Origin of the sequence: Kitasatospora sp. CMC57 (assembly GCF_045866025.2) — a bacterium.
Lineage (GTDB): Bacteria > Actinomycetota > Actinomycetes > Streptomycetales > Streptomycetaceae > Kitasatospora.
This window is the reverse complement of the sequence record NZ_AP035881.2, coordinates 424,295-448,505: the sequence shown is the minus strand read 5'-3', so window position 1 is coordinate 448,505 and position 24,211 is coordinate 424,295. Positions and strand designations below refer to the sequence as shown.

The following is a 24,211-nucleotide window of genomic DNA, read 5'->3' as shown; positions in this document are numbered from 1 at the left end:
TCAGGGGTAGCTGACCAAATCGGCCACGTTGCTGGCGGAGTTCGACGGACCGCCGGTGCCGTTGATCACGTGGTTGATGGTGCCGGTGCCGCCGAGCGAGACGGTCACCATGTCGTGGAACCGCACGCCGCTGCGGTTCGGGACCTCGAAGGCGTGCTCGGCCACCACCGCCGGATTGACGTTGAAGTAGCAGTAGCTGCCCAGGCCCCAGGCCTCGTGCGTGGTGACCGAGTCGGCCACCTTGTACGCGGCGTACCCCCTGGTGCCGCCGTTGGTCCAGGATGCCTGGTCCGGAGGGTCGTAGGGCATCTCGTTCTGGTAGAAGTACGTCCGCCCGCCGTTGCCGTTCCAGATCACCTGGTGCTGCTGGAAGTGCTCGACGAACAGGCCGTACATGGTGACGTCGGTGCCGTTCACCACCAGGCCGGTGGCGGCGGTGTTACTGGTCCAGCCGACGCCGCTGCCGTGGTCGGCGCGCCAGATCCACATGTGGTCGCCGATCACGTCGGAGCTGTTCACCACCAGGCTCTGGGTGGCGCGGCCGACGCCGGCGCCGCCGATCCGGAAGAAGACGTCGTGCAGGGAGGTCGGGTCGGCGGTGTGCCTGGTGGTCGCACCGGCCGGGCCGATCCGCATCAGCACCGGAGAGTCGACCGGGCCCGCGTCGATCAGCAGTCCGGCGATCTTCACACCGTCGACGTCGGCCACGGTCATCGCGGTGATGCCGTTGTCCGGGACCAGGGTCGCCAGGCCGAGGCCGAGCACCACCGTGTCGGCCCTGGTGACGTTCAGGGTCTGGTCCAGGTGGTAGACGCCCGGGGTGAAGAGCAGGTGCCTGCCCTGCCCGAGCGCGGCGTTGATCTGGGCGGCGGTGGCGCCCGGCTTCACCACGAAGAACTGGTCGATCGGCAGCGAGGTGCCCGGCTGGATGCCCGAACCCCAGCTGGTACCGGTGGAGTTGGCGCGCAGCGCGGGCATGAACACCCGGTACGCCCCGGCGCCGTCCACGTACAGGAACGGCTTCTCGCGGACCACCGGGGTCTGGCCGACCGTGGTGTACGGCGGGTTCGGGAAGGAGTTGGCCGGGGCGTTGACGTCACCGACGAAGACCATGTTCCAGTTGGAGCCGGTCCAACTGCCCCACTGCGAGTTGCGGGAGAGCCACTGCTGCTGGGAGCCGGAGCGGACCTGGCCGTCGATCTTCGAGTCGGCCATCAGCCCGCCGCTGGACCACCCGCCGTCGTCCAGCTGGAGGTTGCCCCGGACGTGCATCCGGCGGTACGGGGCAGCCTGCGAGACTGCCCAACGGTCGCTGCCCGAAGGCGGGTTGACCGAGAGGTTCTCGGCCGAGCGCCAGAAGTTCTGGGTGGCGTTGCCCTGGAACCAGTCCGCCTCGGCGTGCACCCCGCCGTTGATGGTGACGTCGTCGGGGGAGAGGCCGAGACCGGCGACCTGGGTGTAGAAGCCGACGTTCGCGTCCACGGTGTAGCTGCCCGGTTTGAACAGCAGGGCCTGGCGTTGGGTGCCGAACTGGTTGGTCTCCTGCTGCTGGAAGACCGCGTTCAGCTTGGACTGGATCGAGGCGGCGGACATCGAGGGGTCGAAGACGGCGACGTTCGGACCGAGATCGGGGTTGCCCGGGGTGACCGGCGCACCGAGGGTGAAGGACTGGGCGGCGGTGCCGTTACAGGAGTACTGCTGGAGCACCACCCCGTCGGCGGTCGAAGCGGCAGGCACGTCAAGGCACTTGCCGCTGTTGCGGTTGACGAAGTGGTAGCCGCCGCCGGTCTCCTCGACCGGCAGCCACTGCTGGTTGGCGCCGCCGCCGTACGCCCAGAGCTGGAGCTTGGCACTGTCGGCGGTCGAGACGTCGGTCACGTCGATCACCTTGGTGGCGTCGTTCTGGTTGGCGATCCGGACGTAGCCGGAGTCGGTCGGCTGGAGCTGCCACTGCTGCGCGCCGGTGCCGTTGCAGGAGTACTGCTGGACGGCGGTGCCGTTGGCGGTGGCGGCAGCGGCGGCGTCCACACAGCGGCCGCTGTTGCGGTTGACCAGCGTGGTCCAGCCGGTGGGGACGGCGGCGGCCTCGGCGGGCGCGGACGCGACCAGCGCGGCCGGGGCCAGCAGGGTGGCGGCGGTGAACAGGCTTACGGCGTAACGGTGTTGCCTTCTACTCACGGGGGTTCGCTCCTGACGTGGGGTTGGCAGGAGCATGAAAGCAGACCTGTCGAGGGGTTGGTAAGTAGTCGGGAGCGCTTTTTTCAGGACTTGAACTTAAGCGTGAAGTAACGGGTGGTCAGGAGGCGGTGGGCTGGGCGGGCCAGGCGGTCGGGCACGCGGCGGTCCCCCGGCCGCCCAGTTGGGGCCGGAGTGGTCTGGACCGGTCGACGGCTCAGGCCGTCGCCGGGCCGGCCGGCCCGGCGACGGGCGTGGAAGGGGTCAGCGCCGGGCGTACGGCCGGGTCATGATCTCCATGTTGTGGCCATCGGGGTCGGCGAAGTAGGCGCCCCGGCCGCCGAAGAGACGGTTGATCCGTCCCGGCTCCGTGTGGCTGGGGTCGGCGTAGTAGGTCACCGCCATCGCTTCCAGGCGGGCGATCATGGTGTCGAACCGGTCGTCCGGTACGAGGAAGGCGTAGTGCTGCGACTGGATCGCTTCGTCGGGCGTCTCGTAGTAGTCGAGCGTCACGCCGTTGCCGAGATCCACGGGCAGGAAGGGGCCGAACGGGGCGCTGACGGGTAGCCCCAGGATCTCGGCGAGGAACCCGGCCGACAGCTGACGGTCCGTGGCGCGGACCACGGTGTGGTTCAGCTGGACGGTGGTGACGGGCAGTTGGTGGTCGTGCGGCATGTGCGGTTCTTCTCCGAATCTGGATTCCGGTGCGACGAGGCGCCGTCAGGGCGCCGGAAGGGAAACCAGGAAGAGGGGCGGCCCTCTGGGTCGCCCGGTGCTCACGCCAAGGCCGGGCGTCTCACTCGTGTATGGCTCAAGGCCGACCCGGCAGTCACGCGAGCCATCCTAACGACCCGTCAGGACTCCTGAGAATCGAACTGAGGGGCCCGTGCCGGGCACCAGTGTGAGCGGTAACAAGATGTTAACCGGACCGGCGCAAGTTCCCCACAGGTACTGCTTTTGCCTCTCGCATACCCGTGTTTTACTGAGTCTTGACGCAGCACCAGGTCACCGGGGGGTCACCGACGGTCAGCGGGCACGGGTCCACCGTGCCCGGCCGCCGGACGGACGGCTTCCGCCGGACCGACCTGTGCTGGCGGTTACTCACCCGACAAGACCGCCCCGCCCCCGCCGTCCAGGCGAGGAGGCAGAAGGAGGCCTTCCCTCATGGATCCGTTCATCGACCGGGCTCGTACCTTCCCCCGGCGCGCCGGCCAGGCAGGCCGCGAGCTCGCCGGGCTCGCCACCGGCCAGACGCCCCAGGTGCTCTTCATCACCTGCTCGGACTCCCGGGTGGTCCCCGCCCTGATCACCGGATCCGACCCGGGTGATCTCTTCGAACTGCGCACCGCGGGCAACATAGTTCCGCCGTACCACGCGGACTCCGCCTCCGGCGAGACCGCCACCATCGAGTACGCCGTGGAGGTCCTCGGCGTCCGCGACATCGTGGTGTGCGGCCACTCGCACTGCGGGGCGGTCGGCGCGGTGGTCCGGGGCGACGACCTCAGCGTCGTACCCGCCGTCCGTTCCTGGCTGCGCAACGCCGACCGCACCGCTCTGCGCGCCGACGAGGCGGACGTCTTCGACCCGACCGTGGCCGGACCGGTGCAGCGCCATGTGCTCGGCCAGCTGGAGCAGTTGCGCGGGTACCCGGGAATCGCCCGGAGGCTGCTCGACGGCCGGGTCAGGCTGCACGGCTGGTTCTACGAGGTCCACACCGGGCTGGTCCTCGCGCACGGTTCCGACTCCGGGCTCTTCCTCCCGTTGTGACCGGCCGGGTGACTCCTGTCGTGACTCCCTTCGCACCGTCCGCCGTCCGTCCCACCAGTCAGCAGAGGACCTCATGATTCGTCGGCCCGCCCTTCGGCCCGCCGCCTTACGAGCGGATCTCGCCGCCTCCTTCGTCGTCTTCCTGGTCGCGCTGCCGCTCTGCGTCGGCGTGGCCGTCGCCTCCGGCGCGCCGGCCGAACTCGGCCTGCTCACCGGCATAGTCGGCGGGCTGCTGACCGGGCTGCTGCCCGGCAGCAGTCTCCAAGTCTCCGGTCCCGCCGCCGGGTTGACCGTCCTGGTGTTCGCCGCCGTGCAGGAGCACGGGCTCGCCACCCTCGGCGTGATCACCGCCGCTGCCGGGCTGCTCCAGATCGCCATGGGCGCCCTGCGGCTCGGACGGCTCTTCCGCGCCATCTCCGTCGCGGTCGTCCAGGGCATGCTGGCGGGGATCGGCCTGGTGCTGATCGCCGGTCAGCTCTACGCACTGGCCGACGCCAAGGCTCCCCGGAGCGGCCTCGACAAGCTCGCCGGCCTTCCGCGCCTGATCGCCGACACGGCGGCCTCGTCGGCGGCCCTCACGGCGGCCGCGGTCGGCGTCGGCACCATAGCCGTCCTGGTGCTCTGGCCCAGGATGCCCGCCAAGGTGCGGGTGGTACCCGCGCCGTTGGCCGCCGTCGCCGCGGCGACCGCCGCCACCGCGCTGTTCGACCTCGCCGTGGCCAAGGTCGAGGTCGCCGGGCTGGCCGGGGTGATCTCCCTCCCCGGCAGCGCGGAACTGTCGGCGCTCGGTAGCGTCGGCGTCCTCGGCACCATCCTGGCGTTCGCGCTGATCGCCTCCGCCGAGAGCCTGTTCAGCGCCGCCGCGGTGGACCGCCTGCACGACGGCCCGCGCACCCGGTACGACCAGGAACTGGTCGCCCAAGGCGTCGGCAACACCGTCTGCGGCGTGCTCGGCGCCCTCCCGATGACCGCCGTCATCGTCCGCAGCGCGGCCAACGTCCAGGCCGGGGCCCGTACCAAGGCCTCCCGGGTGCTGCACGGCCTCTGGCTGCTGCTGTTCGCCGCGCTGTTCCCCGCCGCCCTCTCGGTGATACCGCTGGCCGCGTTGGCCGGTGTCCTGGTGCACGCCGGGGCCAAACTGGTGCCGCTCAAGGCGCTGGTGCCCCTGTGGCGGGCGCACCGGGGAGAGGCCGTGATCCTGGTGGTGACCGCGGTGGCCGTCGTCGCGGCCAACCTCTTCGAGGGCGTGCTGCTCGGCCTGCTGCTCGCCGTCCTGAAGAGCGCCTGGGACACCTCGCACCTGCACGTGGCCGTCGAGGAGCGCGCGGACGGGGCGGCCGGCGTGACGCTGACCGGCAACGCCACTTTCCTCCGCCTGCCCCGACTGCTGGACACCCTGGAGAAGCTGCCGGCCGGCCGGATCGTCCACCTGGACCTGACCGGCCTGCGCCACCTCGACCACGCCTGCCGCAGCGCGTTGGAGGAGTGGGAGGAGCGCCACAACCGGGTGGGTGAGGCCGCGGTCGTCCGCGCGCCGGCGGCGGCCTGACCGCTGAGCGGCGCTGTCGGGGCCGCCTCTGCGGTGTCCGTGGTTCGGTCCGGCCGGTTGGGACAGACGCACGGCATGACTTCTCTCTTCCACCGCAGACACCTGGACCGCGACCGGGACGGCGACCGCGACCGCGACCGGGACCGGAACCCGGACCGCGTCGGCCCGAGCCAACAGGTCGAGGGGGCGGCCCCCGACGGTCCGACCGACCTGCCCCGGCGCTCCTGGTGGGCGGTGCTGCGTCGCACCGGCACCGAGTTCCTGGCCGATGAGCTGCCCGACCGGGCCGCTGCGCTCACCTACTACAGCGTCCTGGCGATCTTCCCCGCGCTGCTCGTCCTGGTCTCGGTGCTCGGTGTCATCGGGCGCTCCGCCACCGACGCCGTCCTGAAGAATTTGCAGAACCTGGCGCCCGGCCCGACCCGGGACATTCTGCGGGACGCCGTGAACCAGCTGCAGAACAACTCCGGCACCAGCTCGCTCCTGCTCGCCATCGGACTGCTGGGTGCCGTGTGGTCGGCCTCCGGCTACGTCGCGGCGTTCATGCGGTCCGCCAACGCCGTCTACGACATCCGCGAAGGACGCCCGATCTGGAAGACCACGCCCCTGCGGGTCGGTCTGACGCTGCTGTTGCTGGTGCTGCTGGCGGCGAGTGCGGCGATCGTCGTCTTCACCGGCCCGCTGGCGGACCGCATCGGCCGGGCCCTCGGCCTGGGCGACACCGCTCTGACGGTGTGGGCGATCGCGAAGTGGCCGGTCCTGGTCCTCCTCGTGGTGCTGATGATCGCGGTGCTGTACTGGGCGGCGCCGAACGTGCGGGACCGGGGCTTCCGGTGGATCTCGCCCGGCAGCCTGTTGGCGGTGATCCTCTGGATGGCGGCCTCCGCCGGATTCGCCCTGTACGTCGCCAACTTCTCCTCGTACAACAAGACCTACGGGACCCTGGCGGGCGTCATCGTCTTCCTCGTCTGGCTGTGGATCTCCAACCTCGCCATCCTTCTCGGCCTGGAGTTCGACGCCGAACTCTCCCGTGAACGGGCCATCGAGGGTGGCCTGCCGAAGGACGAGGAGCCGTACGTCGAGCCCCGCGACACCCGGGCCTGGCCCGACGACGAGAAGCCCTGACCATGGGCGGCCTGCGGCAGGCCGGTGACCCGGGAGGGTTTGCGAGGTGCGGGGCGGGCAAGACGGGGTTCGGGCCGTGCTCGACCACCAGGCCGGTTGACCGTCCAGGCGGCAGACCGCGTCGAACGCAGGGTGTGGCCGCCGGCTGCGGAGGGAGCAGTGCGATGCACGAGCACGAGCCCATACTCAGGGCGTTTGGCTGGGCACGGAAGTTCCCGGTGACCGGAGGCGTGCGCAACGGGCGGGCGTGGGCGAGGCAGCACCTCGACGAACTCGGCTGGACGGAGCACGCGCCGGAGACCGCCGACGCGGTCGTCCTGATCATCTCCGAGCTCATCACCAACGCTCACCTGCACGCCGTGAGTGACGCCGACCTCGTCCTCACCTGGGACGGCAAGTGCCTGTACGTCAGCGTGCACGACGATTCGCCGACGGCCCCGCGTCCCCGCGAGGCGGCAGCCGACGCCACCTCAGGCCGTGGCATGGCCCTCATCGACGCCCTCGCCGACGACTGGCAGACCAGGACCGGCCGCTCCGGAAAGACGGTGACCGCCTGCTTCCACCCGCCCACCGGGCCCGACGGCTGACACCCGGGCCGGACGGGTCGCGGCGGTCCGGCGACTGGTGGACTCCCCGAGGCAGCGCTGTCACCCCGGCGGTCTAGGCTGCCCTGATGGGTGATCCGATCAACTACGTGCGAGGGGACGCCACCGCGCCGATGGGCAAGGGCGTCAAGGTGATCGCCCACGTCTGCAACGACCTCGGCGGCTGGGGCAAGGGCTTCGTACTGGCGATCTCCAGGCGCTGGCCGGAGCCGGAGGCGGCGTACCGGCGGTGGCACCGGGAGCGGGCCGGTAACGACTTCGGGCTCGGTGCGGTGCAGTTGGTCCAGGTCGAGCGGTACGTGTGGGTGGCCAACCTGGTGGGCCAACGGGGCGTCAGGAGCAGCCGGTCCCAGGGTGTGCCGGTCCGGTACGAGGCGATCGATGCCGCGCTCGGGCGGCTTGCGCCGCAGGTGCTGGAGCTCGGCGGGGCGGTGCACATGCCCCGGATCGGCTGCGGTCTGGCGGGCGGGCGATGGTCCAGGGTCGAGCCGCTGGTCGAGGCGCGGCTGACCGGGGCCGGGGTGCCGGTCACGGTGTACGACCACGACTGACCGGATCGGTCGGTCTGCGGTCGACGGCCTGACCCGGCATCAGCAGTGGACGTCCTGGGCCGGGCGGTGGCCGGTGGTGAGGAAGTCGGTCACCACATGGTCGCCGCAGGCGTTGCCGTTGGCCAGGTAGGCGTCGTGACCGCCGGAGTCGACGGTGACCATCCTGGCCCGGGTACCCAGGGCCTGACGGAGCTTGAGGGCTCCGGAGTACGGGGTGGCCGGGTCACGCAGGTTCTGCACCAGCAGGACATCGGACGGGCCGTCAGGCGTGACCCGGACCGGCGGTTCGGCCGGCGCGGGCCAGAACGCGCAGGGCATCACGTTGACCGGCATCCCGGCGGTCAACGGGTGCTCGACCCGGGCGGCGGCAACCGCCTTGTCGTACGCGGGGGACAGGGCGGGCCAGCGCACGTCGTTGCAGAGCACCCCGACCGAGACGGCGACGGTGTTCTGCAGCGCCTCGTCCGGCGGCGCCGCCGCCACGGGGAGCGGACGCGAGCCGAGGCCCGCCAGCACCAGCCGGGCCAGCGTGGGGAACTTCTCGTCGTCGTACAGGCTCTCCAGCATCGTCTCGCGCAGCGCGTTGCCGTCCAGCACCGGAGGGTTGGCGCCGGGCCATCCGACCGGCTCGCGGTCCAGCCGGTCGGCGAGGGCGAGGAAGAGCGGCCGGACCTCCTCGGGGGTGGCGGCCAGCCGGTCCGGATTGCCCGGTGCGGCGGCCCAGGTGGCGAAGTCCGGGAAGCGGTCCTCGACGCCGACCCCGAAGGCGGCCAGCCAGCCGCGCTCGACCTTCTCCGGGTCCGGGTCGTCGTTGCTGTCGAGCACGATCCGGTCGGTGCGGCCGGGGAACATGGTGGCGTAGACGGCACCCGCGTACGTGCCGTAGGAGACGCCCCAGGCGGACAGCTTCCGCTCCCCGAGGGCCTGCCGGATCCGGTCGATGTCGCGTGCCTCGTTGGCGGTGGAGAGGGTGCGCAGCACCGGGCCGCCGTTGCGCAGGCAGGTGTCGGCGACCCGGCGGGCGGTGTCCACGTTCCCGGTGATCGAGCCGTCCGGCGCGGGCCACGGCCGGAGCTTCACCATCGCCAGGTCCTCGTGCGCCAGCCCGCAGCTGACCGGGGTGCTCGACCCGACTCCGCGCGGGTCGAACCCGACGAGGTCGTACGCGTCGCGGACCGACTGCGGCAGCTGCTTCGCCGCCTTGGACGGGCCGTTCAGCCCGCCGCCGCCCGGGCCGCCGGGAATCATCAGCAGGACGCCACGGCGACGCTCGGGGTGCTCGGCGGAGATCCGGGAGACGGCCAGGGTGATCTGCCGCCCGTGCGGCTCGCGGTAGTCGAGCGGCACGGTGACGGTGGCACACCGCTGACGGAGGTCATGACCGCCGTCCGGACAGGCGCCCCAGCCGAGCGCGGGACGGGCCTGGGCCAGCGGGGCGGAGAGGGTGAGCACGGAGGCGGTGACGGTGGCGAGGACTGCGAGGCGGTTTCTCATGCCCCGAAGTCTTCTCGGTCACCGGGCCCGCACCCATCCGGCCAGCAGGCCGGACGGTGGTGGGGAATTCCCCACCACCGGGCCGGGACTGACGGTCCGACCGGTCAGCCGTCGAGGCGGTTCACCCCGGTGACGCGGAGGACGGCGCGGCCCTCCTCGTCGGAGCCGTAGAGGTCGACCTCGGCGCTGATGCCCCAGTCCTGGTCGCCGGCCGGGTCCTCGAAGATCTGGCGGACCCGCCAGGAGCCCTCCTCCGGGTCCTCCTCGATCAGGAGCATCTTGGGGCCGCGCGCGTTGGGGCCGGTACCGAGGTCGTCGTGCTCCTCCCAGTACCCGTCCATCGCGTCCGCCCAGCGATCTGCGTCCCAGCCGTACTCGCCGTCCAACTCGCCCAGCGTGCCGTACTGTTCGAGCGCGCAGAGCTCGACCCGGCGGAACATCTCGTTGCGCACCAGGACCCGGAAGGCGCGGGCGTTGGCGGTGACCGGGGCGGGCTTGTCGTCGAGGCGGACCTCGGCGGCCTCGGGAGAGGTGGGGTTGGCCAGCTGCTCCCACTCGTCCAGCAGGCTGGAGTCGACCTGGCGGACCAGCTCGCCGAGCCAGGCGATGACGTCCTTGAGGTCGTCGGTCTTCAGGTCGTCCGGGACGGTCTGCTCCAGCGCCTTGAACGCCCCGGCGAGGTAGCGCAGCACGATGCCCTCGGTGCGGGCCAGGTCGTAGTGGCCGACATAGTCCGAGAAGGTCATCGCCCGCTCGTACAGGTCGCGGACCACGGACTTGGGCGCCAGGTGGTGGTCGCCGATCCAGGGGTGGGCCTGGCGGTAGACCTCGTACGCGTGGCCGAGCAGTTCCTCGAGCGGCTTGGGGTAGGTGATGTCCTGGAGCCGCTCCATCCGCTCCTCGTACTCGATGCCGTCCCGCTTCATCTCGCCGATCGCCTCGCCACGCGCCTTGTTCTGCTGGGAGGCGAGGATCTGGCGCGGGTCGTCGAGGGTGGCCTCGACCACCGAGACGATGTCCATCGCGTAGGAGGGCGACTCCTGGTCGATCAGCTCGAAGGCGGCCAGCGCGAAGGTGGAGAGCGGCTGATTGAGCGCGAAGTTCTCCTGGAGGTCCACGGTGAGGCGGACGATCCGGCCCTCGGCGTCCGGCTCCGGCAGGCGCTCGACCACGCCGCCCGCGAGCAGCGAGCGGTAGATCGCGATCGCGCTGCGGATGTGGCGGCGCTGGGCGGAGCGTTCCTCGTGATTGTCCGTCAGCAGGTGGCGCATGGCCTGGAAGGCGTTGCCCGGGCGGCCGATGACGGAGAGCAGCATGGCGTGGCTGACCTTGAACCGGGAGACCAGCGGCTCCGGGTCGGCGCCGATGAGGCGCTCGAAGGTCTCCTCGGACCAGCTGACGAAGCCCTCGGGGGCCTTCTTCCGGACCACCTTGCGCTTCTTCTTGGGGTCGTCACCGGCCTTGGCGACCATCTTGTCGTTCTCGATCACGTGCTCGGGCGCCTGGGCGACCACCTGGCCGACGGTGTCGAACCCGGCCCGGCCCGCCCGGCCGGCGATCTGGTGGAACTCCCGGGCCCGCAGCACCCGAACCCGCTGGCCGTCGTACTTGGAGAGCGCGGTGAACAGCACGGTGCGGATCGGCACGTTGACCCCGACGCCGAGCGTGTCGGTGCCGCAGATCACCTTGAGCAGACCGGCCTGGGCCAGTCGCTCGACCAGGCGGCGGTACTTGGGCAGCATGCCCGCGTGGTGCACGCCGATGCCGTGCCGGACGTAGCGGGAGAGGTTGCGGCCGAACTTGGTGGTGAACCGGAAGCCGCCGATCAGGTCGGCGATGGCGTCCTTCTCCGCCTTCGTGCACATGTTGATGCTCATCAGCGACTGGGCCCGCTCGACGGCTTCCTTCTGGGTGAAGTGCACGACGTAGACCGGCGCCTGACCGGTCTTCAGCAGCTCCTCCAGGGTGTCGTGCAGGTTGGTGCGGCGGTACTCGTAGAACAGCGGCACCGGACGGGTGGCCGAGCGCACGACGGTGGTCGGGCGTCCTGTACGGCGGGTCAGGTCCTCCTCGAAGCGGCGGACGTCGCCGAGGGTGGCGGACATCAGCAGGAACTGCACGTGCGGCAGCTCCAGGATCGGGATCTGCCAGGCCCAGCCCCGGTCCGGCTCGGCGTAGAAGTGGAACTCGTCCATCACGACCTGGCCGACGTCGGCCCTGGCACCGTCGCGGAGCGCGATGTTGGCCAGCACCTCGGCGGTGCAGCAGATGATCGGCGCGGTCGGGTTGACGCTGGCGTCACCCGTCATCATGCCGACCTGCTCGGTGCCGAACATCTTCACCAGGTCGAAGAACTTCTCCGAGACCAGGGCCTTGATGGGCGCGGTGTAGAAGGTGCGCTTGCCCTCGGCCAGCGCGGCGAAGTGCGCACCCGCTGCGACCAGGCTCTTTCCGGAGCCGGTGGGGGTGGCGAGGATGACGTTGTTGCCCGAGACCAGCTCGATCAGCGCCTCCTCCTGGGCGGGGTAGAGCGTGATGCCACGATCCTGCACCCACTCGGCGAAGGTCTCGTACAGCGCGTCGGGGGTAGCGGGCTTCGGCATCAGGTCCAGGAGGGTCACCGGGCCATCTTGCCTGGTCGGGAACGCCCTGGGCAAAGCTTCGGCGCGCACCTCACGGCCGCGCCGCCGCCCCGGCGGGCGGGTGACGTCTCGTCGTGCTCGAATCATTACCCTGAGTAGCGGGAAGAATTCCATCGACCGTGTACGAATCGATGGGGCGGGCGACGGAGGGCCATCCATACGCAGGCGACTCCTGGGGTGGGCCTGGCCGCAACCGGCCTCGCCGCCCTGCTGGTCGGCCCGGCCCGTGCCGATGGCAGCACCACCGTCTCGGTGACCGGCTCCCCGACGGGGTGGTGGCCAACTGTCCGCCGGGCACCGAGCTAGACGACTGGATGGTCACCAACGGCGACGGCAGCCCGCTCGGCCCGGACCACAGGGTCCGCTGGGCCACCGCCGGCGAGAACGGAATCGGTGCCTGGATCGCTCCGTACACCGGCTCCCCGACGCCCCCGGAGTCCATCACCCTGACCGGCAGCTGCACCTGCTGACGGCCTGTCGGGCCGTGCGGGCGGAGCCCCTGACAGTGCGGCTCCGCCCGCCGACCGAGGGTCAGCCCAGGGTCCACTTCTGGGCGATGCTGCTGTTGCAGGTCCACAGCTGGAGCCGGGTGCCGTCCGCCGAGGAGCCGTTCGGGGAGTCGAGGCACTTGGCGGAGCCGGGGTTCAGGAAGTCGTGGCCCGAACGGTACGTCCATTGCTGGGCGCCGGTGCCGTTGCAGGTGTAGAGCTGGATGACGGCACCGTCGTTGTGCGAAGCGCCGTCCACGTCCAGGCACTTGCCGAAGGCGCGGACGGTGCCGTCGGTGCCGACCGTCCACTGCTGGGCGGCGGCTCCGGTGCAGTTGTGCAGTTGGATGGGCGTGCGGTCGGCGCTGGAGGCGCCGGCGACGTCCACGCACATCCCGCCGGGGCCGGTGATCCGCCCGGTGTAGGGCAGGTCGGAGCTGCCGCCCCAGGTGGTGGTGTGCACGTAGTCGACGGTCATGGTCTGCGGGAAGGCCGACGAACCGTCGGGGCTGCCCGGCCAGTCGCCGCCGACCGCCAGGTTGAGGATCACGAAGAACGGGTGGTCGAAGACCCAGCGGTTGCCGCCCAGGTCGGCGGGCGTGCGGGTCTGGTAGACGTTGCCGTCCACCGACCAGGTGATCGCGGTGGGGCTCCAGTCGACCGCGAAGGTGTGGAAGGCGTCCGCGAAGGACTGCCCGGCCGGGAGGCTGTACGGGGCGCCGATGCCGCCCGCGCCCGAGTAGCCCGGGCCGTGGATGGTGCCGTGTACGGTGCTCGGCTCGCGACCGATGTTCTCGAACACGTCGATCTCGCCGCTGGTCGGCCAGCCTGCCGTGCCGAGGTCGTTGCCCAGCATCCAGAAGGCCGGCCAGATGCCCTGGCCGCGCGGGATCTTGATGCGGGACTCGAAGTGGCCGTATGCCTGGGTGAAGGTGCGGGCGGTGTTCAGCCGGGCCGAGGTGTACTGGCAGGCGCCGTACCAGCAAGCCAGGCCGGAGTCGGTGTTGCGCCTGGCGGTGATGACCAGGTTGCCCTGGCCGTCCAGGGCGGCGTTCTGGGCGCCCGGCGTGTAGTACTGGAGTTCGTGGTTGCCGTAGCCCGAACCGCCGGTCTCCAGTGTCCACTTGGCGGGGTCGACGGCCGAGCCGGACGGCCCGTTGAAGTCGTCGTTCCAGCTCTGCACGGCGACCGGTGCCGTGCCGTCGAGCGGGCTGGCGGCCCTGCCGGGGGCTGCCGGGGCGAGCAGGGCGGCCGCCAGCAGGCCGGCGCCGAGCAGGGACATGAGTCCGCCGAGCGGTCGGCGGCGTGGGCGAGTTGCAGCAGGCATGCGGGAACCACCCTCGTGTGGGGGAAGAAGGGGGATGACCTTGCTGAGAGCGCTCTCACGGCAAATCCTACGGACGTTCTTCAAGTCATGGCAATGTCAATGCGCCGACTTCTTCCTGCCGCCGCCGGTGATCGCCGACTCGATGATCCCCGTCGGCATCGTGCGCACCGCGGCCCCGGCGCTCGCCGGCTACGCCGCCGCGAGCTCAGCTCATCGGCGGTCGGCGGTCGGCGCCACCACGGGCTGACGGGTCATGTGGTGACGCAGTGTCAGAAACGAAGAAGTAACGCCCAGACACCTCGATTGTGATGTTTATCGGAGTGGTGCTGCGGCGGTGTCGCGGTGGAATGCGAAACACCGGAGAGCGTTACAGCGTGGCACTTCATTGACGGCCCGATAACTCCTACTCTCGGCTTTCTACAGCGAGGAGCGCAGCGATGAGCCGAGTGGTGCGAGCAGCCCTGTTCCAGACCTCGTGGACGGGCGATCCGGAGACCATGGTCGCGGCCCACGAGCAGGCCGCCCGGGACGCGGCCGCGCAGGGCGCGCAGATCATCGGGTTCCAGGAGGTCTTCAACGCCCCGTACTTCTGCCAGGTCCAGGAGCCCGAGCACTACCGCTGGGCCGAGCCGGTGCCGGACGGGCCGACGGTGCGGCGGATGCAGGCGCTGGCGAAGGAACTGGGCCTGGTGATCGTGGTGCCGGTGTACGAGGTCGAGCAGTCCGGTTTCTACTACAACACCGCCGCCGTGATCGATGCGGACGGTTCCTACCTCGGCAAGTACCGCAAGCACCACATCCCGCAGGTGAAGGGATTCTGGGAGAAGTACTACTTCAAGCCCGGCAACCTCGGCTGGCCGGTGTTCGACACGGCGGTCGGCAAGGTCGGCGTCTACATCTGCTACGACCGGCACTTCCCCGAGGGCTGGCGCGCGCTCGGCATCGCCGGGGCCGAGATCGTCTACAACCCCTCGGCCACCAGCCGGGGCCTGTCCGCCTACCTCTGGCAGCTGGAGCAGCCGGCCGCGGCCGTGGCCAACGAGTACTACATCGCCGCGATCAACCGGGTCGGCACCGAGGAGTACGGCGACAACGACTTCTACGGCACCTCGTACTTCGTCGACCCGCGCGGCCAGTTCGTCGGCGAGGTCGCCTCCGACAAGAACGAGGAACTGTTGGTCAGAGACCTCGACCTGGACCTGATCGAGCAGGTCAGGCAGCAGTGGGCGTTCTACCGGGACCGGCGCCCGGACGCCTACGGTCCGCTGACGGAAGCGTGAGGAGAGCTCCGATGACCCGTACCGTGATCCGCGGCGGCCTGGTGATCACCGCCGCCGAGGAGATGCACGTGGACGTGCTGGTCGAGGGCGAGCAGGTGGTCGCACTGGCCGCCAGTGGCAGCGACATCGCCGACGGCTGGACGGCGGACCGGGTGATCGACGCCACCGGACAGTACGTCATCCCCGGTGGCGTGGACGCCCACACCCACATGCAGCTGCCGTTCGGCGGCACCGAGGCCAGTGACACCTTCGAGACCGGCACCCGGGCCGCCGCGTTCGGCGGGACCACCACGATCGTGGACTTCGCGGTCCAGTCGGTCGGCTCCTCGCTGCGGGCCGGGCTGGACGCCTGGCACGAGAAGGCGGCCGGCGTCTGCGCGGTCGACTACGCCTTCCACATGATCCTCGGCGACGTGAACGAGGCCAGCCTCAAGGAGATGGACCTGCTGGTGGGGGAGGGGGTGACCTCCTTCAAGCTGTTCATGGCCTACCCCGGCGTCTTCTACAGCGACGACGGCCAGATCCTGCGGGCCATGCAGCGCGGCGCCGACAACGGCGGCCTGATCATGATGCACGCCGAGAACGGCATCGCGATCGACGTGCTGGTGGAACAGGCACTGGCGGCCGGGAAGACCGACCCGCGCCACCACGGCGAGGTCCGGCGGGAGCTGCTGGAGGCCGAGGCCACCCACCGGGCGATCAGGCTGGCCCAGGTGGCGGGCGCCCCGCTGTACGTGGTGCACGTCTCGGCCGCCTCGGCGGTGGCCGAGCTGGCGAAGGCGCGGGACGAGGGGCTGCCGGTGTTCGGCGAGACCTGCCCGCAGTACCTCTACCTGTCGACCGACAACCTGGCCGAGCCCGGCTTCGAGGGCGCCAAGTACGTCTGCTCCACGCCGCTGCGGCCGCGCGAGCACCAGGCGGCGCTGTGGCGGGGGCTGCGCACCAACGACCTCCAGGTGGTCTCCACCGACCACTGCCCGTTCTGCTTCGTCGGGCAGAAGGAGCTCGGCCGGGGCGACTTCTCGAAGATCCCGAACGGGCTGCCGGGCGTCGAGAACCGGATGGACCTGCTGCACCAGGCCGTGGTGGAAGGGAAGTTGACCCGGCGCCGGTGGATCGAGATCGCCTGCGCCACGCCCGCCCGGATGTTCGGCCTCTACCCGCGTAAGGGCACCGTCGCCCCGGGCGCCGACGCCGACCTGGTGGTCTACGACCCGAACGCCGTACAGACCGTCTCGGCCGCCACCCACCACATGAATGTCGACTACTCGGCGTACGAGGGCAGGCAACTCACCGGCAAGGCCCGCACCGTGCTCTCCCGGGGCACGGTGGTGGTCGACGGTGACGTCTACCTCGGCCGGGCCGGGCACGGCCGGTACCAGCCGCGCTCGACCTGTCAGTACCTCTAGAGAAGAGAACCGACTTGGACATCGGCCTTGTGCTCCAGACCGACCCGCCCGCCCGTCTGCTGGTCGAGCGGATGGTGCGCGCCGAGGCGGCGGGCTTCACCCACGGGTGGACCTTCGACTCGGTGGTGCTCTGGCAGGAGCCCTTCGTGATCTACAGCCAGATCCTGGCGCAGACCTCGCGCCTGACGGTCGGTCCGATGGTGACCAACCCGTCGACCAGGACCTGGGAGGTGACCGCCTCGCTCTTCGCCACCCTCAACGACATGTTCGGCAACCGGACGGTCTGCGGGATCGGACGCGGTGACTCCGCGATGCGGGTGGCCGGCCGTCGCCCGGCCACCCTGGAGCGGCTGTCCGCCGCGATGCACGCCATCAAGGAGCTGGCGGAGGGCCGGGAGACGGAGGTGGACGGCACTCCGATGCGGATCCCCTGGGTGCGGCCTGGCGCCGAACTCCCGGTCTGGATGGGCGCGTACGGTCCGAAGGCACTGGATCTGACGGGCCGTCAGGCGGACGGCTTCATCCTGCAGTTGGCCGACCCCTACCTGACCGAGTGGATGGTCAAGGCGGTCCGTACGGCCGCCGAGCGGGCCGGGCGTGACCCCGCCTCGATCACGGTCTGCGTGGCCGCGCCCGCGTACGTCACCGCCGACGACTCGCCCTCGGCGCTGGCGCACGCCCGCGAGCAGTGCCGCTGGTTCGGCGGCATGGTCGGCAACCACGTCGCCGACCTGGTCTCCCGTTACGGCGAACACTCCGGCCTGGTGCCCGACGCGCTGACCGACTACATCCGGGACCGGCACGGCTACGACTACGCCCACCACGGCCGCTCGGGCAACCCGGACACCGCCTTCGTCCCGGACGAGATCGTCGACCGGTTCTGCCTGATCGGCCCGCCCGAGGCGCAGCTCGCCAAACTCCGCCAACTGCGCGACCTGGGCGTCGACCAGTTCGCCGTGTACGCGATGCACGACGCGATCGAGTCGACCATCGACGCGTACGGGGCGGAGGTGATCCCCGCGCTGGGGTGACCGTTCGTCCTTCCGTCTACTCGGGCCGGGGTTGTTCTCCCGGCCCGAGTTGATTGTTTCGGCATCCGAAGATGGCGACCAATTCGGCGCTCTGTTGAACTCGGTGGTGCGCGGCGACCCGGACCGCACCTACCAATCGGCTGTATCGAGCCGGTTCCGACAGACCAGGGGATTGAACCGTGAACAGTGAGCTGCTGGTTTCCGACGCGAGGCATTTCCGGGTCGATTACGAGATCAACCCGTACATGCACACCGAGATCCAGCCCGACCTGGCCGCGACCGTCGCCGAGCACGAGGCGATCGTGGCGGCGCACCTGGCGGCGGGCCGCAAGATCGAGTACGTGCCGTCCGCGCCGGAGTGCCCGGACATGGTCTTCACCGCCAACGCGGCCGTGGTGCGCGGCGACCGGGCGATCCTCGGCAACCCGCCGCCGGAGCGCCAGGCCGAGGTGACCTACTTCCGCGAGTGGCTGAACTGGCGTGGGTACGAGGTCGTCGAGGTGCCCTACGCGTTCAGCGGCCAGGGCGACGCGCTGGCCTTCGGTGACCTGCTGCTCGCGGCGCACGGCCAGCGCACCGACCAGCGGATGATGCGGGTGCTGGCCGAGGAGCTCGACTACGAGGTGGTGCCGCTGCAGACCGTGAGCGCGCGCTGGTACGACCTCGACCTGGCCGTGGGCGTCGTCGGCCTGCCTAACACCCTGGCCTACTGCCCGCAGGCACTCGACGCGCCGAGCCTCCGCCGGCTGCACGGACTGGGGGCCGAGCTGATCGAGGTGTCGGTCGAGGAGGCGGCCAAGTTCGCGCTGAACATGGTCGGTGACGGCACCACCGTGACGATGACCACGGGTGCGCCGCGACTCGCCGCCGAGCTGCGCGAGCGCGGACTGCGGGTGATAGAACTCGACACCACCGAGCTGGCCAAGGGCGGCGGCGGGGTCCGCTGCACCGCCCTGACCCTCGACAACCCGCCCGGGCGGACGACCTCCTGACGACGACGCAGACGGCGCCGCCCTGAGGCGCCGATCACTACCAGCCGGGAAGTGCAAGGAATGACCGAACGATTCCTGCGGATCCGCCGCCGCCTCATCGGCGTGCTGATCGCGCTGTTCGCGGGCGCGCTGATGCTGCTCGGCGGGGCGGGAACCGCGGCCGCACACGCGGCACTGGTCTCGACCGACCCGGTGCAGAACTCGGTACTGCCGTCCGCGCCGACCGCCGTCACGCTCACCTTCGGCGAGGGCGTGACGCTCACCGCCGACTCGGTCCGGGTCCTCGACCCGGCGGGGAAGCAGGTCGACGCGGGCGACACCGGGCGCGCCGACGGCAAGGGCGACACCGCACGGGTCACCCTGCACCCCGGCCTCGGCAACGGCACGTACACGGTGGCCTGGCGGGCCGTCTCGGACGACTCGCACCCGGTCAGCGGGGCGTTCACCTTCTCGATCGGCGCGCCCTCGGCCACCGTGGTCCCCGCCGACTCGGCCCAGGGCGTCAAGGCGGACAGCCTGATCTCGTTCATGTACGACACCGGCCGGGTGGCGGCGTACGCCGCGTTCGCGCTGCTGGCCGGTGCAGTGGCCTTCGTCCTGGTCTGCTGGCCGGCCGGCGCGGCGGTCAAGCAGGTGCAGCAACTGCTGGTCACCGGCTGGCTCGGCCTGCTGGTCGCCACGATCGTCCTGCTGCTGCTGCGCGGCCCGTACGAGCGCGGCAACAAGATCTCGCAGGCGGCGGACCCGGCGCTCGCGCACGTCTCGCTGGACGGGCGGATCTACACCGCGCTGGCGGTCAGGCTGCTGCTGCTCGCCCTGAGCGGGGTCTACCTGGCCATGCTGGTCGGGCAGTCGGGCCAGCCGGGCGAGGAGCCAGCACCACGCTCGGCCCGGTCCAGGCTGGGTGTGGCCGGAGTGCTGCTGGCGGTCGGGCTGACGGCGACCTGGGTCGGTACCGACCACGCCGCCGTGGGCATGCAGGTCTGGCTGTCGCTGCCGACCGCCACCCTGCACCTGCTGGCGATGGCGGCCTGGCTGGGCGGCCTGGTGGCCCTGCTGGTCAGCCTGCGGCAGGGGATCGGGCCGACCGGTGTGCAGCGGTTCTCCCGGGTGGCGTTCGGCTCGGTGACCGTGCTGGTGCTGACCGGGGTGTACCAGTCCTGGCGCGGAGTGGGCTCCTGGAGCGCGCTGACCGGCACCGAGTACGGGCGACTGCTGCTGGTCAAGATCGGGTGCGTGGCCGTGATGCTCGCGGCGGCGTGGTTCTCGCGCCGCTGGATCGCCCGGCTGCGGACCGATCCGGCGGCCGACCGGTCCGGGCTGCGGCGCTCCGTGCTGGTGGAGGCGGCCGTCGCGGTGGCGGTGCTGGTGGTGACCACGATGCTCACCAGTGCGCCGCCCGGACGGGTGGCCCAGGAGGTCGCCGCCCTGCCGCCAGGACCGGCCGCGCCGGTGGCGTCCGGCCGGACCGCCCAACTGGTACTTCCGTACGACACCGGCGGCCGGACCGCCAACGCCAAGGGCACCGCCACGGTGGGCGTCACCCCGGTCGCGGTGGGCAACAACACCGTCCGGCTGGACCTGAGGGACCCGGCCGGACAGCCGGTGCAGGCGGCGGAGGTCCAGCTGACCTTCACCCTGCCGGCCAAGGACATCGGGCCCCTGACGGTGGCTCTGCAACCGGAGGGCACCGGCCGCTGGTCGGGCACCGCCCAGCTCCCGCTGGCGGGCGACTGGGTGGCCTCACTGACCGTCCGCACCTCCGAGATCGACCAGGCAACATCCGTGCAGCAATTGACGATTGGGAGCTGAGCGAAGCATGGGATCACGCACTGCCGAACCATGGTCCGAACCTGACAGAGTGCAGGAACCCGGCTATCCGGAACCGAGCGGGGGCGAGCAGTCTGGCAAGGTGATTCGAAACAAGCAGATCTGGCCATGGATGATTGCGGCCATCGGTTTCGTCGCGCTCGTCGGCGCGGCGGGCTTCCGGGCCACCCCCGGTGCACTGGTGGAGCCGCTCAAACAAGAGTTCGGTTGGTCGTCCGGTGTGATCGGACTGGCCATGTCGGTCAACCTCGCGCTGTACGGCGTCACCGCGCCGTTCGCCGCCGCGCTGATGGAGCGTTTCGGCGTCCGTAAGGTGACGGCCGGTGCGATGACCCTGATCGCGCTGGGCAGCGGTCTGACCGTGTTCATGACGTCGGCGTGGCAGCTGGTGATGCTCTGGGGCGTCCTGGTCGGCCTCGGCGCCGGCTCCATCTCGCTGGGTTTCGTCGCCACCATCGGCACCCGCTGGTTCGTCAAGCGCCAGGGCCTGGTCACGGGCATCCTGTCGGCCGGTGGTGCGACCGGATCGCTGATCTTCCTGCCGCTGGTGGCCTCGCTGACCGAGAGCTCGGGCGGCTGGCGGACGGCCGCGATCGTGGTGTCACTGGTGGCACTCGCCACGGTGCCGCTGATCCTGCTGTTCTTCCGCGAGCACCCCGCCGACCTGGGCATCCCCCCGTACGGCGGGGACGAGATCGTGCCGGCACCGGTCCCCACCGGCAGTGCCGCCCGGCTCGCCGTCGACGGTCTCAAGCAGGCCGCCAAGACCCGGACGTTCTGGCTGCTCGCGGTCGGCTTCGCGATCTGCGGTGCCACCACCAACGGCCTGGTGGCCACCCACTTCATCCCGGCCGCCCACGACCACGGCATGCCGACCGTCACCGCGGCGGGCCTGCTCGCCATGATCGGCATCTTCGACCTGATCGGCACCATCCTCTCCGGCTGGCTCTCCGACCGGGTCGACTCGCGCATCCTGCTGGCCGTCTACTACGTGCTGCGCGGTCTGTCGCTGCTGGTGCTGCCCTCGCTGTTCAGCGAGGAGATCACCGGGCCGATGGTCATCTTCGTGATCTTCTACGGGATGGACTTCATCGCGACCGTGCCGCCGACCGTGGCGCTGTGCCGCGAGCACTTCGGGATGTCGGCCGGGATCGTCTTCGGCTGGGTCTTCGCCTGCCACCAGCTGGGTGCCGCGTTCGCCGCCACGGCAGCCGGTGTCACCCGTGACAGTTTCGGTGACTACGCGCCGGCCTGGTACGTCGCCGGTGTCCTCAGCGTGGGTGCCGCGCTGCTGTCGATGCGGATCAAGCGAGTCCCGGTCGAGAGCGAGCCCGAGGCTCCGGCCGTCCCGGTCCCTGACCTCCTGCCCGAGGAAGCGCACAGCTGAGCAGCCCGCCCTCCCGCACACCCTGGTGGCGCCTCCGATCCGGAGGCGCCACTTCGGCGTTGGGGCCTTTCCCGGTGTGACCTGACGGATTGTCAGACGATGAAAGTGCCTGGTGGGGGAAGTGATGGAGTCCGTTCGGTTCCTTTGACGGTGTTCCGGCCGACTGGGGAACATGCCGGTAAACCCCCCTAGTGAAAGGTGCCGTCATGGCGAACACTCAGCAGGCCAAGGCCGTACTCCTCCGCGAACTGCACAAGGACGGCGTCCTGGTGCTGCCGAACGCCTGGGACGCCGGGAGCGCGGCGCTCATCGGCCAGGCCGGGGCCAAGGCGATCGCCACCACCAGCGGCGGGGTCTCCTGGGCGGCCGGCAAGCCGGACCAGCAGGCGCTCAGCCGCGACGAGATGGTGGCTCTGGTCGCCCGGATCGTCGACGCCGTGGAGCTGCCGGTCACCGCCGACATCGAGGCGGGCTACGGCCTCGCTCCGGAGGACGTCGCCGCCACCATCACCGCCGTGATCGGCGCGGGCGTCGTCGGGGTGAACCTCGAGGACTCCAAGCCGAACTTCGAGCTGTTCACGGCCGAGGAGCAGGCGGCCCGGATCCGCGCGGCGCGGCAGGCGGCCGAGGCGGCCGGCCTGCCGGAGCTGGTGATCAACCTGCGGACCGACGTCTTCCTGTTCGGGATCGGCGAGCCCGAGGGCCGACCGGCCGACGTGCTGGCCCGCGCCGCGGTCTACGCCGAGGCCGGGGCGGACAGCCTGTTCGTGCCGGGGCTGCTCGACCTCGCGGTGATCGCGGAGCTGGTCGAGGGCCAGCCGCTGCCGGTCAACGTGATGGCCGGGCCTGGTGCGCCGACGGTGGCCGAGTTCGAGGCCGCCGGGGTGCGCCGGGTCAGCGTCGGCACCGCTGTCGCCCAGGCCGCCTACACGCTGGCCCAGCGGGCCGCCGCCGAGCTGGTGGAGAAGGGCACGTACGACGAGCTGGCCGGCGCGCTGGACTTCGGCGCGGTGAACAGCAGCTTCAACCGCTGAGCGGTTGAGCGGAGCCGACGGTCGAGAGCCGTCGGCAGAGTCCCAACTCAGGTGGAACGTACGGGCAATGAGGTCCGGGCAGCATCCCGTTGCCCGGACCTTCCCGAAACCGTGCACAGCCAACCGGGATCGAGGACCCAATGACCGTCAGGACTGCCAAGAGAACGGACGCCCCGATGGGCGTCATCGCCACCCTGCGGGAGACACCGCTCCAGGTCAGGTACCTGCTGGGGGGCGTGCTCGTCAACCAGACGGGCGCGTTCGTCCAGACCTTCCTGGTGCTCTACCTGACCGCCCGTGAACTCTCCGTGGGTCAGGCGGGTTTCGCCCTCACCGCGTACAGCGCGGGCGCGGTGCTCGGCACTGTCCTGGGCGGTGAACTGACCCAGCGGTACGGGCCCAGGGCGACCATCGTCGGCGCGATGTGCACGTCGGCGGCGATCCTGGCGCTGATCCCGGCGCTGAGCGGGCCCGGGCGGTTCGGGCCGCTGCTCGCGGCGATCGCCCTGGCGGGCCTGGCCACCCAGTCGTACCGGCCGGCCGCGGCCGTGCTGCTCAGCGACCTGATCCCGGACGAGCACCGGGTGATGGGCTTCTCGATGATGCGGATAGCGATGAACGGCGGCGCCGCGCTCAGCCCGCTGATCGCGGCCGGGCTGATCCTGGTCGACTGGGACCTGCTGTTCTACCTGGACGCGGCCACCGCACTCGGCTACGCGCTGCTCGCCCTGACGCTGCTGCCGAAGGTGGCCGCACCGCAGGAGGAGGCGGTGGACAAGTCCGTCGCGGGGCTCGGCGCGTACGCGGTGCTGTTCCGGGACGGGCGGTACCTGGCCTTCCTTGCCTCGGTGCTGCTCGGTTCGGTGATCTACGTCCAGTACACCGTGGCGCTTCCGCTGAAGCTCACCGAGGAGGGGCACCCGGCCGCGCTGTACAGCGGGCTACTGACGGCCTCCTCGGTCATCCTGATCCTCTGCGAGCTGAAGATCACCAGCTATCTGAAGGGCTGGAAGCCGTACCTGGCCGGGGCCGGCGGCACCGCCCTGATGGGTCTCGGGGTGGCGGGCTACGGGCTGCCCTTCGGCTCCGGCGTGACGATCACCGCCTGCACGGTGCTGTTCGTCTTCGGCGTGATGACCAGCGGGCCGACCATGTTCGCGCACCCCGCCACCCACCCGGCGGCGGTGCGGACCCGCTACATCGCCGCCCACCAGGCCACCTTCGGGCTCGGCCTGGCGCTCGGCCCCACCTTGGGCGTCCTCGCCTGGACCACGCTGGGGAACGGGATCTGGGGGCTCTGCGGGATGCTCGGTCTGGTCGCCGCGCTCTGCGCCCGGGTGGGCATGCGGGGGAATCTTGCGAGCTGACGACGTCACGACGCACGGAGGAGCGGAGCTGCCGGAGACACCGGCCACGCGGATCCGCCGTGCATTTCCGTAGGTAGTACCCGGGGGAGTGGACCGGCCGGAGACACCGGCCGCCCATTCCCCCCGGGCGTTTCCATCGGCACACAGGCCGTCTGTGG

General features: G+C 70.8%; 20 protein-coding genes. 15 read left to right on the top strand and 5 right to left on the bottom strand.

All coding sequences use genetic code 11. The features are described from left to right. Together ACKUU6_RS02080 and ACKUU6_RS02075 are read right to left on the bottom strand one after the other, a co-directional pair. Window positions 1–2,214: an RICIN domain-containing protein gene (locus ACKUU6_RS02080; protein WP_407986656.1), complete on the bottom strand. Its 2,214-nt coding sequence runs from the start codon at window positions 2,212–2,214 to the stop codon at window positions 1–3. A 225-nt stretch (window positions 2,215–2,439) separates the two neighbouring features. Next, window positions 2,440–2,850 (bottom strand): VOC family protein, encoded by a 411-nt coding sequence (locus ACKUU6_RS02075; RefSeq protein WP_407986655.1) that lies wholly within the window; start codon window positions 2,848–2,850, stop codon window positions 2,440–2,442. Between the two features lie 489 nt (window positions 2,851–3,339). On the opposite strand from ACKUU6_RS02075, the gene ACKUU6_RS02070 reads away from it, so the two are divergent. The 5 genes from ACKUU6_RS02070 to ACKUU6_RS02050 all read left to right on the top strand — a co-directional run bounded on the left by ACKUU6_RS02070 (window position 3,340) and on the right by ACKUU6_RS02050 (window position 7,772). Next, window positions 3,340–3,942 carry a carbonic anhydrase gene (locus ACKUU6_RS02070; protein WP_407986654.1) on the top strand — a complete coding sequence of 201 codons (603 nt, stop codon included), beginning with the start codon at window positions 3,340–3,342 and terminating at the stop codon, window positions 3,940–3,942. A gap of 73 nt (window positions 3,943–4,015) precedes the next feature. Further along, entirely contained in the window at window positions 4,016–5,491 is a 1,476-nt protein-coding gene (locus ACKUU6_RS02065) for a SulP family inorganic anion transporter (protein ID WP_407986653.1), read from the top strand. 75 nt (window positions 5,492–5,566) lie between these two features. Next, window positions 5,567–6,616, top strand: a complete 1,050-nt coding sequence (locus ACKUU6_RS02060; protein ID WP_407986652.1) for a YihY/virulence factor BrkB family protein — start codon at window positions 5,567–5,569, stop codon at window positions 6,614–6,616. Between the two features lie 164 nt (window positions 6,617–6,780). Beyond that, complete coding sequence (locus ACKUU6_RS02055) at window positions 6,781–7,203, top strand: ATP-binding protein (protein ID WP_407986651.1); 423 nt, start codon at window positions 6,781–6,783, stop codon at window positions 7,201–7,203. Between the two features lie 86 nt (window positions 7,204–7,289). Beyond that, a complete protein-coding gene (locus tag ACKUU6_RS02050) occupies window positions 7,290–7,772 on the top strand; it encodes a macro domain-containing protein (protein ID WP_407986650.1) in 483 nt (160 codons plus the stop codon). A 39-nt stretch (window positions 7,773–7,811) separates the two neighbouring features. Here the strand turns inward: ACKUU6_RS02050 and ACKUU6_RS02045 are convergent, their stop codons facing one another. Further along, window positions 7,812–9,266, bottom strand: a complete 1,455-nt coding sequence (locus tag ACKUU6_RS02045; RefSeq protein WP_407986649.1) for an alpha/beta hydrolase — start codon at window positions 9,264–9,266, stop codon at window positions 7,812–7,814. Window positions 9,267–9,370: 104 nt separating this feature from the next. Beyond that, window positions 9,371–11,869 (bottom strand): DEAD/DEAH box helicase, encoded by a 2,499-nt coding sequence (locus ACKUU6_RS02040; RefSeq protein WP_407992020.1) that lies wholly within the window; start codon window positions 11,867–11,869, stop codon window positions 9,371–9,373. A 314-nt stretch (window positions 11,870–12,183) separates the two neighbouring features. Here ACKUU6_RS02040 and ACKUU6_RS02035 point away from each other — a divergent pair, with 314 nt between their 5' ends. Then, a complete protein-coding gene (locus ACKUU6_RS02035) occupies window positions 12,184–12,378 on the top strand; it encodes a hypothetical protein (RefSeq protein ID WP_407986648.1) in 195 nt (64 codons plus the stop codon). Between the two features lie 61 nt (window positions 12,379–12,439). Here ACKUU6_RS02035 and ACKUU6_RS02030 read toward each other — a convergent pair whose 3' ends face one another. Next, window positions 12,440–13,723, bottom strand: a complete 1,284-nt coding sequence (locus ACKUU6_RS02030) for a ricin-type beta-trefoil lectin domain protein (protein ID WP_407986647.1) — start codon at window positions 13,721–13,723, stop codon at window positions 12,440–12,442. Between the two features lie 34 nt (window positions 13,724–13,757). Here ACKUU6_RS02030 and ACKUU6_RS02025 point away from each other — a divergent pair, with 34 nt between their 5' ends. The 9 genes from ACKUU6_RS02025 (at window position 13,758) to ACKUU6_RS01985 (ending at window position 24,053) form a co-directional block, all read left to right on the top strand. Beyond that, window positions 13,758–13,970: a hypothetical protein gene (locus ACKUU6_RS02025; protein ID WP_407986646.1), complete on the top strand. Its 213-nt coding sequence runs from the start codon at window positions 13,758–13,760 to the stop codon at window positions 13,968–13,970. A 190-nt stretch (window positions 13,971–14,160) separates the two neighbouring features. Further along, complete coding sequence (locus ACKUU6_RS02020) at window positions 14,161–15,003, top strand: nitrilase-related carbon-nitrogen hydrolase (RefSeq protein ID WP_407986645.1); 843 nt, start codon at window positions 14,161–14,163, stop codon at window positions 15,001–15,003. 11 nt (window positions 15,004–15,014) lie between these two features. After that, window positions 15,015–16,412: a dihydropyrimidinase gene (gene hydA / locus ACKUU6_RS02015; RefSeq protein ID WP_407986644.1), complete on the top strand. Its 1,398-nt coding sequence runs from the start codon at window positions 15,015–15,017 to the stop codon at window positions 16,410–16,412. 14 nt (window positions 16,413–16,426) lie between these two features. Continuing rightward, window positions 16,427–17,443, top strand: coding sequence for a TIGR03842 family LLM class F420-dependent oxidoreductase (locus tag ACKUU6_RS02010; RefSeq protein ID WP_407986643.1), 1,017 nt, complete (start codon window positions 16,427–16,429; stop codon window positions 17,441–17,443). Between the two features lie 179 nt (window positions 17,444–17,622). After that, window positions 17,623–18,435: a dimethylarginine dimethylaminohydrolase family protein gene (locus tag ACKUU6_RS02005; RefSeq protein ID WP_407986642.1), complete on the top strand. Its 813-nt coding sequence runs from the start codon at window positions 17,623–17,625 to the stop codon at window positions 18,433–18,435. 60 nt (window positions 18,436–18,495) lie between these two features. Next, on the top strand, window positions 18,496–20,247 hold the full coding sequence (locus tag ACKUU6_RS02000; RefSeq protein ID WP_407986641.1) for a FixH family protein: 1,752 nt from the start codon (window positions 18,496–18,498) through the stop codon (window positions 20,245–20,247). A 130-nt stretch (window positions 20,248–20,377) separates the two neighbouring features. Further along, a complete protein-coding gene (locus ACKUU6_RS01995; protein ID WP_408649620.1) occupies window positions 20,378–21,652 on the top strand; it encodes an MFS transporter in 1,275 nt (424 codons plus the stop codon). Between the two features lie 206 nt (window positions 21,653–21,858). Beyond that, window positions 21,859–22,686, top strand: a complete 828-nt coding sequence (locus tag ACKUU6_RS01990) for an isocitrate lyase/PEP mutase family protein (RefSeq protein ID WP_407986639.1) — start codon at window positions 21,859–21,861, stop codon at window positions 22,684–22,686. Between the two features lie 140 nt (window positions 22,687–22,826). Continuing rightward, the gene (locus ACKUU6_RS01985) at window positions 22,827–24,053 is read left to right on the top strand and encodes an MFS transporter (RefSeq protein WP_407986638.1); all 1,227 of its coding nucleotides are present in this window, start codon (window positions 22,827–22,829) and stop codon (window positions 24,051–24,053) included. The last annotated feature ends 158 nt before the right edge of the window (window positions 24,054–24,211 follow it).